Raw genomic sequence first — 15,161 nt, 5'->3', positions numbered from 1 at the left:
AAAACCTTCGACATAGAAGGTCACCCCATGAAAGCCATAGAACTGTTTGCCCCCTCGCTCGAGTCTTTTCGCGCCAGTGTTTTACCGGACCCAGTACCAGGCCCGGGTGAGGTGTTGGTGAGGTTACGCGCGGCAACGTTGAACTATGTGGACGTAGCAATCGCCACGGGGCAGTTTCCAGGCCCTGCGTTTCCCTTTATTCCGGTCGCCGATGGTGCCGGCGAGGTTGTCCAGTCAGGCCCGGACACCCCGGGTTTTACGTCGGGCGATCGGGTGATTCCGCATTTTATGCCGCAGTGGCAGACGGGCCCGATCAGCGCCGCCAACGTGGCGGCCATGCGCGGGGTGACGCTGCCCGGCTCGCTCGCCGAATACGTCGTGGTCCCCGCCAGCAGCCTGGTGCGCTTGCCGGAGCACTTGAGTTTCGCTCAAGGCGCAGCCCTGCCGATTGCCGCCACCACAGCCTGGAACGCACAACGTGCGGCACAGATTCGTCCCGGATCGACCGTGGTGATACTGGGCACCGGCGGCGTCAGCATTTTTGCCTTGCAGTTTGCCAAGGCCGCCGGGGCCACGGTGATCCTGGCATCGTCCGATGACGAGAAACTGGAACGGGCACGTCAGCTGGGCGCGGACTACCTGATCAACTACCGGGCTTTTCCCGAATGGGACCAACAGGTGTTGCTGTTCACCGAGGGCCGAGGTGCAGACCTGGTTGTCGATACGGTTGGAGAGGCAACGATCGGTCGCTCGCTGAATGCCGCTGCGTACGGAGGAACGGTTTTCACGGTCGGTTTTTTGAGCGGTACGAAGCCCGCGCTGGACTTGCTGCCGATCATTATCAAGGCGCTGAAAGTGATCGGTAACAACACCGGCTCTGTCGCGGATCTGGGTGAAGCCGTTCGAGCGATCGAGGCTAATCGCCTCCTGCCAGTGATCGACAGCATCCACTCCATTGATGAGGTCAGTCGAGCCTATGCGCACCTCGCCAGCGGTGGCCGGCATTTCGGCAAGGTTGCCATTGCGCACTGAAGCCCTGTGATCGCCGTGCCAGCACCGAGGCCTGATTCAGGCCAGCACTTTTTACCTATTCGCCGAGAGCATCAACATGACAACCACTGAACAGCGTTTTATCGACCGTACCGTCCTGATCACCGGTGGCGGAACCGGCATGGGCAAGGCCGCAGCCCTGCGCCTTGGGCGAGAGGGAGCCAATGTAGTGATCGCCGGACGCCGCAGCGCCGAACTGGAGGGCGTCGCCCTGCAAATCCGTGAAGGCGGAGGCCGGGCGTTGGCCGTGGTCACCGATGTGTCCGTCCCCGAGCAGGTCGAAGCACTGATCGACACCACGCTGCAGACGTTCGGCGGCCTGCATATGGCCTGGAACAATGCCGGTGTCCTGGGGCCGTTCATGCCGCTTCAGGACCTGAGTTTCGAAGACTTCGATGCGCTGATCGCCACCAACTTTCGCGGCGTATTCGCCTGCCTGAAATATGAAATCGCGGCGATGCTCAAACACAACATTGCCGGATCGATCGTCAATACGTCGTCCTGGACCGCTCATGGCTCGATGTCGGGACTGGCTGCCTACGCCGCCAGCAAAGCCGCGCTGGATGCAATGATGCGCACCGTCGCGCAAGAAGTGGGGCCGCAGCAGATCCGGGTCAATAACGTCTGCCCAGGCTTGATCGCAACGCCAATGGCCAGTGATGTCCTGGCCAACGAACGGTTGGCGTTACCTTTCATCAAGCACACGCCCCTGCAGCGCGTCGGCCAGCCGGAAGACGTCGCCGATGTCGTCGCCTGGCTATTGAGCGAGGATGCGCGCTTCGTGACAGGGCAAAGTCTGTTGGTCGACGGTGGATTCACCCTGGGCGGACTGCGGCCCTGGTTCAATCAGTTGGTGGTCGAGCACACCTGAGAGCCCGGCATTCGGTTTTCCGAACGCGACTCACCGGTCTATTCGGTTAACCGGATTAACTAATTCAAAAAAACACGCCATAAATATTTAATATCCTTATAAATCAATAATTTATCCTCAGCCGACTGGTCTGGCACGAGTCATGCTCTACACTCTTGGACGAATGCTTGTTGCGCGGACCTTGAGAAGCCGACAGACATTCGAAGCACAAAAGGGCCGATGAACTGGCTCCATAAAAAAAACAATGTCGAGGAAAATTTGATGCGCATCGTTCCCCATATCCTGGGCGCAGCCATTGCTGCCGCTCTGATTACCACTCCAGTTTTCGCTGCCGAACTCACCGGCACACTGAAGAAGATCAAAGAGTCCGGCACCATCACCCTCGGGCATCGTGACGCTTCCATTCCGTTTTCCTATATCGCGGACGCTTCCGGCAAACCGGTTGGCTACTCCCACGATCTGCAGCTGAAAATCGTTGAAGCGATCAAGAAAGACCTGGACATGCCTAACCTCCAGGTCAAATACAACCTGGTCACTTCGCAAACCCGTATCCCGCTGGTGCAGAACGGCACCGTGGATCTGGAATGCGGTTCCACCACCAACAACGTCGAGCGTCAGCAGCAAGTTGACTTCTCCGTCGGCATCTTCGAAATCGGTACTCGCCTGCTGTCCAAGAAAGGCTCGGCGTACAAGGATTTCGACGACCTGAAAGGCAAGAACGTCGTGACCACCGCGGGCACCACGTCCGAGCGCCTCCTCAAGTCGATGAACGCCGACAAGCAGATGGGCATGAACGTCATCTCCGCCAAGGACCACGGCGAATCCTTCCAGATGCTGGAATCGGGTCGTGCCGTCGCGTTCATGATGGACGACGCGTTGCTGGCCGGTGAAGCGGCCAAGGCCAAGAAGGCCGATGACTGGGCCGTCACCGGCACTCCACAGTCCTACGAAATCTACGGTTGCATGGTCCGCAAGGGCGACGAGCCGTTCAAGAAGGCTGTAGACGACGCCATCGTGGCGACCTACAAGTCGGGCGAGATCAACAAGATCTACGACAAATGGTTCATGCAGCCAATCCCGCCAAAAGGCCTGAACCTGAACTTCCCGATGAGCGACGAGCTCAAGGCCCTGATCGCCAATCCGACCGATAAAGCGGCTGACGACAAGAAATCCTGATTTCTGACTAACCTTACCTCCTGAGAGGGCCACTGCCCTTTCAGGAGGTTGTCACTCCCTGCTGGCATTTTTGGAAACACTCGAACCGGTGGCTGTCGAGCCGATCGCGTGTGCCTGACCGTCAAGGTCGGGCGGGAAAGGATCTCCCCAGGCGGGCACTAGTACATCGATCGAATCCGAGGGGAGACCCTAATGAATTACAACTGGGACTGGGGCGTGTTCTTCAAGTCCACCGGCGTGGGCAGCGAAATTTATTTCGACTGGTACCTCACCGGTTTGGGCTGGACCATCGCCATCGCCATCGTGGCCTGGATCATCGCCCTGACGCTGGGCTCGATTCTGGGCGTCATGCGCACCGTACCGAATCGTATCGTGTCGGGCATCGCGACCTGCTACGTCGAACTGTTTCGTAACGTACCGCTGCTGGTGCAGCTGTTCATCTGGTACTTCCTGGTGCCCGACCTGCTGCCGCAAGACCTGCAGGACTGGTACAAGCAGGACCTGAACCCGACCACCTCGGCGTTCCTCAGCGTGGTTGTCTGCCTGGGTCTGTTCACCACGGCTCGCGTTTGCGAACAAGTGCGCACCGGTATTCAGGCGTTGCCGAAAGGCCAGGAATCCGCCGCTCGCGCCATGGGCTTCAAGCTGCCGCAGATCTACTGGAACGTGCTGCTGCCCCAGGCCTACCGGATCATCATTCCGCCGCTTACCTCGGAATTCTTGAACGTATTCAAGAACACCTCCGTCGCCTCGCTGATCGGCCTGATGGAGCTGCTCGCACAGACCAAACAGACCGCCGAGTTCTCCGCGAACCTGTTCGAAGCGTTCACCCTGGCGACCCTGATCTACTTCACCTTGAACATGAGCCTGATGCTGCTGATGCGCCTGGTCGAGAAGAAAGTGGCCGTACCGGGCCTGATCTCCGTAGGGGGTAAATGATGGAATTCGACTTCTCGGGCATCATCCCGTCCCTGCCGGGCCTGTGGAACGGCATGGTCATGACCCTGCAACTGATGGCGCTGGGCGTCGTCGGCGGGATCATCCTCGGCACCATCCTCGCGCTGATGCGCCTGTCCCACAGCAAGCTGCTGTCGAACCTCGCCGGCGCCTACGTCAACTACTTCCGTTCGATTCCACTGCTGCTGGTTATCACCTGGTTCTACCTGGCGGTGCCGTTCGTACTGCGCTGGATCACCGGCGAAGACACACCGATCGGCGCATTCGCCTCGTGCATCGTGGCGTTCATGATGTTTGAAGCGGCGTACTTCTGCGAAATCGTCCGCGCTGGCGTGCAGTCGATTCCCAAAGGTCAGATGGGCGCTGCCCAGGCCCTGGGCATGTCGTATGGCCAGATGATGCGTCTGATCATCCTGCCGCAAGCGTTCCGCAAGATGACCCCGCTGCTGCTGCAACAGAGCATCATCCTGTTTCAGGACACCTCGCTGGTCTACGCCGTCGGCCTGGTGGACTTCCTCAATGCCTCGCGTGCCAGTGGCGACATCATCGGCCGCTCGAATGAGTTCCTGATCTTCGCAGGTCTCGTGTACTTCACAATCAGCTTTGCCGCCTCGCTGCTGGTCAAGCGTCTGCAAAAAAGGTTTGCCGTATGATCTCTATCAAGAATGTCAACAAGTGGTATGGCGACTTCCAGGTACTGACTGACTGCAGCACCGAGGTCAAAAAAGGCGAAGTGATCGTGGTGTGCGGGCCGTCCGGCTCCGGCAAATCCACCCTCATCAAATGCGTCAACGCCCTGGAACCGTTCCAGAAAGGCGACATCGTGGTCGACGGCACGTCCATTGCGGACCCGAAGACCAACCTGCCGAAGCTGCGCTCTCGCGTGGGCATGGTGTTCCAGCATTTCGAGCTGTTCCCGCACCTGACCATCACCGAAAACCTGACCATCGCGCAGATCAAGGTGTTGGGCCGCAGCAAGGAAGAAGCCACCAAGAAAGGCCTGCAACTGCTGGAGCGCGTCGGTCTCTCGGCGCACGCTCACAAGCATCCGGGCCAGCTCTCCGGTGGTCAGCAACAGCGTGTGGCGATTGCCCGTGCGCTGGCGATGGACCCGATCGTCATGCTGTTCGACGAACCGACTTCGGCGCTCGACCCTGAAATGGTCAACGAAGTGCTCGACGTGATGGTGCAACTGGCCCACGAAGGCATGACCATGATGTGCGTGACCCACGAAATGGGCTTCGCCCGTAAAGTGGCGGACCGGGTGATTTTCATGGACGCCGGCAAAATCATCGAAGACTGCAAGAAAGAGGAGTTCTTCGGCGACATCAGCCACCGCGCCGAGCGTACCCAGCACTTCCTCAACAAGATTCTGCAACACTAAAAAAACACCGCTCCCCTGTAGGAGCCGGCTTGCTGGCGATCGCATCACCGCGGTTTACCTGAAACACCGCGTTATCGTTGATCGCCAGCAAGCCGGCTCCTACGGGGGTCGGTGGTGGTTTTGAGATTTGTGTTGTGGTTGACCCAAGGCATCTGTGATGAAATGCGACCCCACTCTCTATCGCGCAGCGCCGCCATCACTCGTCGTGAAACCCCGTCTGATCCGCCATTTGTTCCTGCCGCCGCTGGTCATCGCCCTGATGATCGGATTGGGTTACCTCGGCTTCTGGGTCAGCGAGCACTACGGGATCCGCAGCCTCAGCGAGAACGGCCAGCGTCAGCTCGAACTGCACGCCCGCGCCGTCGAGAGCGAGATCAGCAAGTACACCTACCTGCCCAGCCTGCTGGAACTCGAAACCAGCGTTTCGAAGCTGCTGGCCGACCCGTCGCCGGAACACCGGCAAACGGTCAATGAATACCTCGAAGGCCTGAACCGGCGCAGCCGCAGTCGGGCCATCTACGTGATGGACACCACCGGCCGCGTCATGGCCACCAGCAACTGGCGCGACGTCGACAGTTACCTCGGTGAAGACCTGTCCTTTCGCGCCTACTTCCAGAACGCCGTGCGCGGTCAGCCGGGCCGCTTCTATGGCATCGGCAGCACCAACGGCGAACCCGGTTATTACCTGGCCCATGGCCTGGAAGAACACGGCAAGATCATCGGTGTCGCGGTGGTCAAAGTCCGCCTCGAAGCCATGGAAGAACGCTGGCAGCGCGCGCGCCTGGAAGCCTTCGTCAGCGACGAAAACGGCATCATCATTCTCTCCAGCGATCCGGCGCGACGGCTGAAATCAGTCGTTCCATTGAGCGACGAAACCAAGGAAAAACTCGCCCGCAGCCTTCAGTACTACTGGTTTCCACTGAACGAGCTGCAACCGCTGGCCCGTGAAAGACTGGCCGAAGGCGAGGAAAAACTGACCTTCCCGGCCAACAGCGAAGTGGAGTCCGACCAAGAGGACATCAGTTACCTCTCGCAAACCCGTCCCTTGAGCGACACTCCGTGGAATTTCACCCTGCTCACGCCGCTGCAGGATTTGCGTCGCGAAGCGATCAATCAAGGGATTCTGGTGGCCGTGGCGTTTGCCCTGGTGGCGTTCCTGCTGATCGCGTGGAACGAGCGCCGCAAGGTGATCGCCACCCGACTCGCCGCCCGGGAGGCCTTGCAGGAAGCCAACAATCAACTGGAGCGTCGGATTACCGAACGCACCACCGACCTGCGCGCCAGCAACGAACGGCTCAAGGGCCAGATCCGCGAACGCCGTCAGGCCGAGGAGACCTTGCGCCGCGCCCAGGATGAACTGGTGCAGGCCGGAAAACTCGCAGCCATCGGCCAGATGTCCACCAGCATCGCCCACGAATTGAACCAGCCGCTGGCGGCGCTGCGCACCTTGTCCGGCAACACCGTGCGCTTTCTCGAGCGCGGGCAACTGGATGTGGCCAGCACCAACCTCAAGACCATCAACGAACTGATCGACCGCATGGGCCGGATCACCGCAAGCCTGCGCTCCTTCGCCCGGCGCGGCGACGACAAAGGCCAGGCCTGCCTCGGCAAAGCGGTGGACGCCGCGCTGCAACTGCTCGGTGGACGCGTGGAAAGTGTCCCTCTGCACTTGCATCGCGAGTTCGCCGACGTGCAGGTGCAGATTGACCAGACCCGGCTGGAGCAGATTCTGGTCAACCTGATCGGCAACGCCCTCGACGCCATGCAGTCGCAGCCCCAACCGGAATTGTGGCTCGAAGGCGAAGCGTTCGATGGCAAGTATCGCCTGCGAGTACGCGACAACGGCCACGGCATCGATGCCGAAGCGCGCAAGCATCTGTTCGAACCGTTCTTCACCACCAAACCCGGCGAGCAAGGCCTGGGCCTCGGCCTGACCCTGTCCGCCAGCCTGGCCGCCGCCACCGGCGGACACCTGGGTGTCGAACACCCGGCCAGCGGTGGTACCACCTTCGTCCTCAGTTTACCGTTGGTAAGCCCCCTTCAAGCCGAGCCAATATGAACAACGACCTTAGTGTGCTGATCGTCGAAGACGACCCTCATGTGCTGCTCGGCTGCCAACAGGCGCTGACCCTGGAAGACATTCCCTGCGTCGGCGTGGGCAGCGCCGAAGAAGCGCTGGAGCGGGTCGGCGATAACTTTGCCGGCATCGTCATCAGCGACATTCGCCTGCCGGGCATCGATGGCCTGGAATTGCTGACCCGGCTCAAGGCCCGTGATCGCAGCCTGCCGGTGGTGCTGATCACCGGCCACGGTGACATTTCCATGGCCGTCGGCGCGATGCAGAAAGGCGCCTACGACTTCATGGAGAAACCTTTCTCTCCCGAACGCCTGGTGGATGTCGCCCGTCGCGCGCTGGAGCAACGTAGCCTCGCCCGGGAAGTCTCTTCGCTGCGCCGGCAATTGGCGGAACGGGATTCCCTGGAAGGCCGGATCATCGGTCGTTCGCCAGCCATGCAGAACTTGCGGGAATTGATCGCCAACGTCGCCGATACTTCGGCCAACGTGCTGATCGAAGGCGAAACCGGCACCGGTAAAGAACTGGTCGCGCGCTGCCTGCACGACTTCAGTCGGCGTCACACCAAACAGTTCGTCGCCCTGAACTGCGGTGGCCTGCCGGAGAACCTGTTCGAAAGTGAGATCTTCGGCCACGAAGCCAACGCCTTCACCGGCGCCGGCAAGCGGCGGATCGGCAAGATCGAACACGCCGACGGCGGCACGCTGTTCCTCGACGAGGTGGAAAGCATGCCGCTGCCGTTGCAGATCAAACTGCTGCGGGTGTTGCAGGAACGCACCCTGGAACGCCTCGGCTCGAACCAGAGCGTGGCGGTGGATTGCCGGGTGATCGCGGCGACCAAGTCCGATCTCGACGAGTCGAGCAAGGCCGGCGAATTCCGCAGCGACTTGTATTACCGATTGAACGTGGTGACCCTGGAACTGCCGCCGCTGCGCGAGCGCCGCGAAGACATCCTGCAACTGTTCGAATACTTCCTGCAGCAATCGTCCTTGCGCTTTGACCGTGCCGTGCCGGAGCTGGACAACCAGACCGTGTCGAACCTGATGAGCCACGACTGGCCGGGCAACGTCCGCGAACTGCGCAACGTTGCCGAGCGGTATGCCCTCGGTCTGCCGGCCTTCAAGAAGTCCGGCGCCAGCGGCAACAATCAGGGCCTGGCCTTCGCCGAAGCAGTGGAAGCCTTCGAGCGCAACCTGCTCGGCGACGCCTTGCAACGCAGCGGCGGCAACCTGACCCAGGCCAGTCTGGAACTGGGCATGGCCAAAACCACGCTGTTCGACAAAGTGAAGAAGTACGGACTGAGCCACTGATGGACCTGATGCTCAAGGCAACCCTGGGCGCAGCGGTGGTGCTGATCCTCGCTGCCCTGGCCAAGACCAAAAACTATTACATCGCCGGCCTGGTGCCGCTGTTTCCGACCTTTGCGCTGATTGCGCACTACATCGTCGGCAAGGGCCGCTCGCTGGATGACTTGAAGACCACGATTGTGTTTGGCATGTGGTCGATCATTCCGTACTTCATCTACCTGGCGACGTTGTACGTGATGGTCGATCGGATGCGGCTGGAGGCTTCGCTCGCGGTGGCGGCGGTGGCGTGGTTGATCGCGGCGACGATCCTCGTCAGCGTCTGGGTGCGCTTCCAGACCTAAACACCCCAATCCTGTAGGAGCGAGGCTTGCCCGCGAAGGCGTCGTGTCAGTCGATATATGCATTGGCTGGTACACCGCCTTCGCGAGCAGGCTCGCTCCCACAGGGGATCACTACAGTTGCCGATGGCTGGCCCGCCCCTTGCATTTACCCCCAAAAGCCCCCTCGGCCGGCCTTCATGATGGATGGAGCCGGTGTCTGGGAGGGTCTGCCAAGGGTGAATTGCGACCTTGAACATTTTAGATCTCGACCACAGCCTGACTGCCCAGGCCCCCATCGCACGGTTGCTCGACAGCGGCCGCGCGAAACGCCTGGACCTGCTCGACCTCGGCCCGAAATTGCGACTCTGGTCCAGCGAACGCACCTGGCGCCGCTTCGTCGAACGCCTGCAACAACGTCCACGCCACAGCGGTCCGCAACCGGAAATCTTCTTCGTCGGCTCCGGTGATTACCACCACTTGACCCCGGCCTTTCTCACTGACTTGCCGGTGCCCACAAGCCTGATCCACTTCGACAATCACCCCGACTGGGTCCACTTCGCCCCGCGTCGGCATTGCGGTTCGTGGGTCAACCAGGCGCTGAAACTGCCGAACGTCCAGCGCATCGTCACCCTCGGCCCGTGCAGCGATGACCTGCAAAATCCACAGCTCAAGGGCGGCAACCTCAGCGCCCTGAAACGCGGGGTCTTGCAGCTGTTTCCGTGGCAGCATCCGCCTTCGAAAGTCTGGGGCCGGGTCGGCGATGGCGCCGGGCATCAGCAACTGGAAAACCAGCTGCACTGGCGCAACCTCGCCGAGCTGGATTGGCCGGTGTTTCTCGATCAGTTGATCACCAGCCTGCCCACCGAGGCGGTGTGGATCACCATCGACAAAGACGTCCTGGCCTGCGAAGACGCGGCGACCAACTGGGATCAGGGCGGCATGCGCCTGAGCCATCTGCTGCAAGCGATACGCGTGCTGGCCGCGAACAAGCGGATCCTCGGCATCGACATCTGCGGCGAATACGCCCGCCCCGCCTTCAGCAACGCCTTCAAACGCTGGGAAGCCAAGGCCGACCAGCCGCCGGCGGAACGCTGGAGCGCAGACGATCTGCTGCGAAACTCGGCCACCAATCAGGCACTGATCGAGCTGTTCGAGGAGCTGTTCCCATGACCATTACCGTGATTGTGCTGGTGGCGTTTTCCATCGTGCTGGACGTCATTGGCCAGCTCTGTTTCAAGCTCGGACTCGACCGTTTGCCGGAACTTGAAGGCGGTTTTCGCCTGAATGCGTTCTGGGGCCAGGTATTCAACGCGCCGCTGCTGTGGTGCGGGATCGGCGCCTACGTGATCGAGTTTTTTGTCTGGCTGGAAGCTCTCTCCCGCGCGCCGCTGAGCCTGCTGTTTCCGGCTGCGGCGCTGGCGTATTGCGGCGTGGTGCTGGCCGGCAAACTGATCCTTGGCGAAACCGTGAGTCGTCGGCGCTGGCTCGGCACCTTAGTGATTACGGCGGGCGTGATGCTCGTGTGTGTCGCCCATGCATGAGGCTCAATCGATGATCAGAGGCAAGACCGACTGGCTGCATGAGCGCCTCGGCACCATCGTGCTGTGGGCGCTGTTGATCGCTTTTGAAAGTGCCGGGCAGATCGCCACGAAGGTCGGCGGCGATCAACTGGGGCAGATGGATTTCAACCTGAAGTGGCTGATGGCCGTGGCGGTGAATCCGGGGGTGTGGCTGGCGATTGCCTGCTACATCGGGGCGTTTTTTGTTTGGATGCTGATATTGCGACGCAGCAGTCTGTCGCTGGCGTTTCCACTGAGCTCGCTGGTGTTTGTCGGGGTTTTGCTTGGGTCTTGGCTGGGGCTGGGCGAGCAGATCAGCGTGCTGCATTGGGTGGGGGTGGCGGTGATCATGGGGGGGATTGCGTTGCTGGCTGAAGGTGAAGAAACCTAGATTTCTGTGATCTCAAGGGCCCCATCGCGAGCAGGCTCACTCCTACATTGGACTGCATTCCCCTGTAGGAGTGAGCCTGCTCGCGATGGCGTCAGACAGGCCAACCAAGAACCTTCAGTTGAATTTATAGGCCACCGCAGCCTGCACCTCCCCCTGGTTGGTATCCCCAACCGCTTTGACAATGCTGCTATCCGCCGCCGACCCTGTCAGGTGAATCCAGCTCGCGCTCGTCAGCAGTGACCACTGCGGCGCCAGGGGAAATTCGAAGCTCTGGGTCAGCGCCACGTTCTGCAAGCCACCGCCGGCGTTGTACGGGCGGATCCCCGAGGATTGAGACTCGTCGGCACTGACGCCGAAGAACGTCTGGTTCTGCCGGGCATCGGCAAAATGCGCGGTCAGGTTTGAGCTGCCGATCACCCCGCCACCCAGTGGATAACCCACCTCCCCACCCAGCCGCCCCAACACCCCGCCCTGCCCGCCTCGCCCGCCAACCGCCTGGCCAACCGAGGCAAATACCCGCCAGAAGTCGGCCGGCGCGTACTGCACAAACCCGCCCACTTCGCCCATGTCCGGTACATCGCGCAAGCCTTGCAGCTCACCGTTGGAGGTCCGTCCCGGCAGGTAATTCAGGAACGGCCCGGCGCTTAAGCCGCTTGCCTTGAACGCGTCCCAGGTCAGCCCGTCATCGGTGCTCAGGCTGACATCGCCCCAGTCCAGATCGAGGTACGGCACGGGCCGGGTTTCGTAACGGCTACCGGTTGGGTCGTGCGGCTGATAGCTGAGGCCAACCCCTGCTTCGCCGGTGATGCCGTCTGCTGAAACGTTGGCCGAAAGGCACGTCAGCGCGGCGAATAGAGCAACAGTAATCCTCGACATGAGGCAATTCCTTGAACGGGACATGCGCGCATCAATCCCCGGATCGCGCTCCCGGCGCAAGCACTCATGTTGTTTGTAGCGACCTACAAAAATTGTAGCTTCGAAGACACGAACACACGCCAGAACCCCGGCCCCGCTGGGCCAAACCCGGTTGGCACAGTCCCTGCTCTACCCCCTGTGCAGCGCAGACAGCACACCCGGCGCACACTTTTTACAAGATAGGTAACGCAGATGATTGACTGGCATATCGTGTGTGATTTCGACGGGACCATCACCCGCACCGACGTGATCGACAGCATCCTCCAACGGTTCGCCGACCCGAGCTGGGAAGCGATCGAAAACGAGTGGCTGGCGGGCGACATCGGTTCCCGTGAATGCCTCAGCCGCCAGCTCTCGCTGGTCAAGGCCACACCGTCCGAGCTGCTCGGGTTCTTCGACACGGTCGAGATCGACCCGGACTTCCCCGACTTCGTCGACCACGTGATCGGCCTCGGCGCTTCCCTCGAAGTGGTCAGCGACGGCATCGAGCAAGGCATCGCACGGATCCTGGCGCGCAACTACGTCAGCCTCTTGCCGATCCTCGCCAATCGCCTGCGCCAGCTCGATCACGACAGTTGGCGCATCGACTTCCCGCATGCCAGCGACGCCTGCCGCGCCGCCTCCGGCAACTGCAAATGCAAATCCACCCCCAGCGCCAAACGGGTGCTGGTGATCGGCGACGGCCAGTCCGACATGTGCGTGGCCGCCACCGCCGATTTCGTGTTCGCCAAGGATCGCCTGGCCGAGCACTGCGAGCGCAACGGCATCGCCTATGCGCGCTTTGACAGCTTCGCCGAACTGCCTGCGTTGCTGGCGCAGCTGCCAAACGCCAGCGCCGCCAACGCCACCTCTTTCAATGTAGAAACACAGGAACTCCTCCACCATGTCTGATATTCGAATCGCCACCGCAGAAGACCAGATCCTCCTGGATAAAGAAGCCAAGTACTGCTCCTACGGCGACACCGTTCACTACATCGACCCGCCGCGTATCTTCAGCCGATGCGAAGGCTCCTACGTCTGGGACACCGAAGACCAGGCCTACCTCGATTTGCAAATGTGGTACTCGGCGGTCAACTTCGGCTACGCCAACCCGCGCCTGAACAATGCGCTGAAACAGCAGATCGATACGCTGCCGCAGATCGCCAGCCAGTACCTGCACAAAGGCAAGATCGAGCTCTCGGAAATGATCGCGGTCGACGCGAAGAAAAAATTCGGCCTCGACGGTCGCGTGCACTTCAACGTCGGCGGGTCGCAGTCCATCGAGGACTCGCTGAAAGTCGTGCGTAACGCCACCAACGGCAAGAGCCTGATGTTCGCGTTCGAGGGCGGTTACCACGGGCGTACACTCGGCGCCTCGTCGATCACCTCCAGCTACCGCTATCGCCGCCGCTACGGCCACTTCGGCGAGCGCGCCAATTTCATCCCGTTCCCATACCACTTCCGTGGCCCGAAAGGCATGACCAAGGAAGAATACGGCAGCCATTGCGTGCAGCAATTCGCCCGCCTGTTCGAGACCGAATACAACGGCGTCTGGGACCCGAAAGTCGGCCAGAGCGAATACGCCGCGTTCTACGTCGAGCCGATCCAGGGCACCGGCGGCTACGTGATTCCGCCGATGAACTTCTACAGCGAACTCAAGCATGTGCTCGACCAGCACGGCATTCTGATGGTGGTCGACGAAATCCAGATGGGCTTCTATCGCACCGGCAAGCTGTGGTCGATCGAGCACTTCGACGTCAAACCCGACGTCATCGTCTTCGGCAAAGCGCTGACCAACGGCCTCAATCCGCTGGGCGGCATCTGGGCAAAAGAAGAGCTGATCAACCCGAAAATCTTCCCGCCAGGCTCGACCCACTCGACGTTCGCCTCCAACCCGTTGGGCACGGCGGTGGGCCTGGAAATGTTCAAGATGACCAGCGAAGTCGACTACGGCGCGATGGTCATGAACAAGGGCAAGTACTTCCTCGAAGGCTTGAAAGACTTGCAGAAACGCTACCCGATCATCGGCGACGTCGACGGCCTGGGCCTGGCGCTGCGCTGCGAAATCTGCGGCCCGGACGGTTTCACGCCAGACAAGGCCACGCTCGATTTCATGGTCGATGAAGGCATGAAGGGCGACATCGAAATCGACGGCAAACGCCTGGGCCTGATTCTCGATGTAGGTGGTTACTACAAGAACGTCATCACCCTCGCGCCGTCGCTGGAAATCAGCTATCCGGAAATCGATTTGGGCATCGCCCTGCTCGACCGCTTGCTGCATCGGGCGATGACACGATGAACGAGCATGAGATCGACATGGGCGAAGGCAGCGCCGGTTTCGTTCTCGGCAACGGGGAGGTCGCGGTGCTGTTGATCCACGGCCTCACCGGCACCCCGACCGAGTTGCGTCGGGTCGCCATGGGCCTGGCCAAGGCCGGCTGCACGGTGTACGTGCCGACGCTGGCCGGGCACTGCGGAGACAACGCCGACCTGCAAGCCACCGGTTGGCGTGACTGGTACGAGAGCGCACGCAACACGTTCATCGGCGTGCGGCGCAAACACGAGCATGTGTTCGTCGGCGGTTTGTCGATGGGCGCGGTGCTGTCGATGTACCTCGCCGCCGAACATCCGGGGCAGATCGAAGGCTTGTTGCTGTATTCGACGACCCTGCGCTACGACGGCTGGAACATGCCTTGGGTGGCGAAATTAAGCGGCCTGGTCATGTCGATTCCGTTTGGCGTGCACCTGTGTCGCTTCAACGAAAAATCACCTTTTGGCATCAAGGACGAACGCTTGCGAGCGATCGTCGAGCGGCAGATGAAGGCTGGCGAGAGCAGCAATGCCGGGCTGCTGACCATGTCCGGAGTGAGTGTCCGGGAACTGCATCGACTGGTGGCGACGGTGAAAAAACGCATGCCGCAGATCACCACGCAAACGCTGGTGCTGCACTCGCGCGAAGACGACATCACCAGCCGCTGGAACGCCGATTATGTGGAACGCAAACTCGGCGGTCCGGTGGTGAAGGTTCTGCTCGACGACTGCTACCACATGATCACCGTCGACCTGCAATACCGCCGCGTGGTGGAGCTGAGCGCGGACTTCATCCAGCAACGTTTCATTCAACAGCGCCGCGCCCCCAAACCCATGCGCCAGGACTATCGGCAACTGGCCTGACCCA

16 protein-coding genes are annotated in these 15,161 nt (G+C 60.8%); 15 read left to right on the top strand and 1 reads right to left on the bottom strand.

Going from position 1 to position 15,161, the window contains the following annotated elements; translation table 11 throughout:
- The first annotated feature begins 27 nt into the window (after positions 1–27).
- The 12 genes from ACYZUC_RS26075 to ACYZUC_RS26020 all read left to right on the top strand — a co-directional run bounded on the left by ACYZUC_RS26075 (position 28) and on the right by ACYZUC_RS26020 (position 11,089).
- Positions 28–1,032 (top strand): zinc-dependent alcohol dehydrogenase family protein, encoded by a 1,005-nt coding sequence (locus ACYZUC_RS26075; RefSeq protein ID WP_461991311.1) that lies wholly within the window; start codon positions 28–30, stop codon positions 1,030–1,032.
- Between the two features lie 76 nt (positions 1,033–1,108).
- Positions 1,109–1,921, top strand: a complete 813-nt coding sequence (locus ACYZUC_RS26070) for an SDR family NAD(P)-dependent oxidoreductase (protein ID WP_461991309.1) — start codon at positions 1,109–1,111, stop codon at positions 1,919–1,921.
- Between the two features lie 261 nt (positions 1,922–2,182).
- Complete coding sequence (locus tag ACYZUC_RS26065; RefSeq protein WP_253404830.1) at positions 2,183–3,097, top strand: glutamate/aspartate ABC transporter substrate-binding protein; 915 nt, start codon at positions 2,183–2,185, stop codon at positions 3,095–3,097.
- 192 nt (positions 3,098–3,289) lie between these two features.
- The gene (locus ACYZUC_RS26060; RefSeq protein WP_253404832.1) at positions 3,290–4,036 is read left to right on the top strand and encodes an amino acid ABC transporter permease; all 747 of its coding nucleotides are present in this window, start codon (positions 3,290–3,292) and stop codon (positions 4,034–4,036) included.
- Positions 4,036–4,707, top strand: a complete 672-nt coding sequence (locus ACYZUC_RS26055; protein ID WP_032829007.1) for an amino acid ABC transporter permease — start codon at positions 4,036–4,038, stop codon at positions 4,705–4,707. The genes ACYZUC_RS26060 and ACYZUC_RS26055 overlap by 1 nt, the downstream gene beginning before the upstream one ends.
- Positions 4,704–5,438, top strand: coding sequence for an amino acid ABC transporter ATP-binding protein (locus tag ACYZUC_RS26050; RefSeq protein ID WP_008032183.1), 735 nt, complete (start codon positions 4,704–4,706; stop codon positions 5,436–5,438). Before ACYZUC_RS26055 ends, ACYZUC_RS26050 begins: the two co-directional genes overlap by 4 nt.
- A 157-nt stretch (positions 5,439–5,595) precedes the next feature.
- Positions 5,596–7,497, top strand: a complete 1,902-nt coding sequence (gene aauS / locus ACYZUC_RS26045) for a two-component sensor histidine kinase AauS (RefSeq protein WP_008032185.1) — start codon at positions 5,596–5,598, stop codon at positions 7,495–7,497.
- A complete protein-coding gene (gene aauR / locus ACYZUC_RS26040; protein ID WP_461991305.1) occupies positions 7,494–8,822 on the top strand; it encodes a two-component response regulator AauR in 1,329 nt (442 codons plus the stop codon). Before aauS ends, aauR begins: the two co-directional genes overlap by 4 nt.
- 8 nt (positions 8,823–8,830) lie before the next feature.
- Positions 8,831–9,160: a GlpM family protein gene (locus tag ACYZUC_RS26035; protein WP_192228627.1), complete on the top strand. Its 330-nt coding sequence runs from the start codon at positions 8,831–8,833 to the stop codon at positions 9,158–9,160.
- 228 nt (positions 9,161–9,388) lie between these two features.
- Positions 9,389–10,309, top strand: a complete 921-nt coding sequence (locus tag ACYZUC_RS26030) for an arginase family protein (RefSeq protein ID WP_461991303.1) — start codon at positions 9,389–9,391, stop codon at positions 10,307–10,309.
- Positions 10,306–10,680 carry a DMT family transporter gene (locus ACYZUC_RS26025; RefSeq protein WP_008032192.1) on the top strand — a complete coding sequence of 125 codons (375 nt, stop codon included), beginning with the start codon at positions 10,306–10,308 and terminating at the stop codon, positions 10,678–10,680. The genes ACYZUC_RS26030 and ACYZUC_RS26025 overlap by 4 nt, the downstream gene beginning before the upstream one ends.
- 10 nt (positions 10,681–10,690) lie before the next feature.
- Positions 10,691–11,089: a DMT family transporter gene (locus ACYZUC_RS26020; RefSeq protein WP_008040850.1), complete on the top strand. Its 399-nt coding sequence runs from the start codon at positions 10,691–10,693 to the stop codon at positions 11,087–11,089.
- A 114-nt stretch (positions 11,090–11,203) separates the two neighbouring features.
- Here the strand turns inward: ACYZUC_RS26020 and ACYZUC_RS26015 are convergent, their stop codons facing one another.
- Positions 11,204–11,965, bottom strand: a complete 762-nt coding sequence (locus ACYZUC_RS26015) for a MipA/OmpV family protein (RefSeq protein WP_461991301.1) — start codon at positions 11,963–11,965, stop codon at positions 11,204–11,206.
- Positions 11,966–12,196: 231 nt separating this feature from the next.
- On the opposite strand from ACYZUC_RS26015, the gene ACYZUC_RS26010 reads away from it, so the two are divergent.
- From ACYZUC_RS26010 to ACYZUC_RS26000, 3 genes are read left to right on the top strand one after another with little or no spacing between them, the layout of a single operon-like run.
- The gene (locus tag ACYZUC_RS26010) at positions 12,197–12,895 is read left to right on the top strand and encodes an MtnX-like HAD-IB family phosphatase (RefSeq protein WP_461991299.1); all 699 of its coding nucleotides are present in this window, start codon (positions 12,197–12,199) and stop codon (positions 12,893–12,895) included.
- Positions 12,888–14,282, top strand: a complete 1,395-nt coding sequence (locus ACYZUC_RS26005) for an aspartate aminotransferase family protein (RefSeq protein ID WP_461991297.1) — start codon at positions 12,888–12,890, stop codon at positions 14,280–14,282. The genes ACYZUC_RS26010 and ACYZUC_RS26005 overlap by 8 nt, the downstream gene beginning before the upstream one ends.
- Positions 14,279–15,157, top strand: coding sequence for an alpha/beta hydrolase (locus ACYZUC_RS26000; protein WP_461991295.1), 879 nt, complete (start codon positions 14,279–14,281; stop codon positions 15,155–15,157). The genes ACYZUC_RS26005 and ACYZUC_RS26000 overlap by 4 nt, the downstream gene beginning before the upstream one ends.
- Positions 15,158–15,161: the final 4 nt, after the last annotated feature.

It is taken from the genome of Pseudomonas sp. GT1P32 (assembly GCF_054897805.1).
The sequence above is the reverse complement of the archived record's forward strand: the minus strand, read 5'-3'. Positions and strand labels throughout refer to the sequence as shown.

What these genes read in the sequence shown, in the direction of transcription:
- ACYZUC_RS26060 (WP_253404832.1), top strand. Translation starts at nt 3,290, where the DNA reads ATGAATTACAACTGGGACTGGGGCGTGTTCTTCAAGTCCACCGGCGTG.
- ACYZUC_RS26035 (WP_192228627.1), top strand. Translation starts at nt 8,831, where the DNA reads ATGCTCAAGGCAACCCTGGGCGCAGCGGTGGTGCTGATCCTCGCTGCC.
- ACYZUC_RS26000 (WP_461991295.1), top strand. Translation starts at nt 14,279, where the DNA reads ATGAACGAGCATGAGATCGACATGGGCGAAGGCAGCGCCGGTTTCGTT.
- ACYZUC_RS26010 (WP_461991299.1), top strand. Translation starts at nt 12,197, where the DNA reads ATGATTGACTGGCATATCGTGTGTGATTTCGACGGGACCATCACCCGC.
- ACYZUC_RS26005 (WP_461991297.1), top strand. Translation starts at nt 12,888, where the DNA reads ATGTCTGATATTCGAATCGCCACCGCAGAAGACCAGATCCTCCTGGAT.
- ACYZUC_RS26020 (WP_008040850.1), top strand. Translation starts at nt 10,691, where the DNA reads ATGATCAGAGGCAAGACCGACTGGCTGCATGAGCGCCTCGGCACCATC.
- ACYZUC_RS26025 (WP_008032192.1), top strand. Translation starts at nt 10,306, where the DNA reads ATGACCATTACCGTGATTGTGCTGGTGGCGTTTTCCATCGTGCTGGAC.
- ACYZUC_RS26055 (WP_032829007.1), top strand. Translation starts at nt 4,036, where the DNA reads ATGGAATTCGACTTCTCGGGCATCATCCCGTCCCTGCCGGGCCTGTGG.
- ACYZUC_RS26065 (WP_253404830.1), top strand. Translation starts at nt 2,183, where the DNA reads ATGCGCATCGTTCCCCATATCCTGGGCGCAGCCATTGCTGCCGCTCTG.
- aauR (WP_461991305.1), top strand. Translation starts at nt 7,494, where the DNA reads ATGAACAACGACCTTAGTGTGCTGATCGTCGAAGACGACCCTCATGTG.
- ACYZUC_RS26070 (WP_461991309.1), top strand. Translation starts at nt 1,109, where the DNA reads ATGACAACCACTGAACAGCGTTTTATCGACCGTACCGTCCTGATCACC.
- ACYZUC_RS26050 (WP_008032183.1), top strand. Translation starts at nt 4,704, where the DNA reads ATGATCTCTATCAAGAATGTCAACAAGTGGTATGGCGACTTCCAGGTA.
- ACYZUC_RS26015 (WP_461991301.1), bottom strand. Translation starts at nt 11,965, where the DNA reads ATGTCGAGGATTACTGTTGCTCTATTCGCCGCGCTGACGTGCCTTTCG.
- ACYZUC_RS26075 (WP_461991311.1), top strand. Translation starts at nt 28, where the DNA reads ATGAAAGCCATAGAACTGTTTGCCCCCTCGCTCGAGTCTTTTCGCGCC.
- aauS (WP_008032185.1), top strand. Translation starts at nt 5,596, where the DNA reads ATGAAATGCGACCCCACTCTCTATCGCGCAGCGCCGCCATCACTCGTC.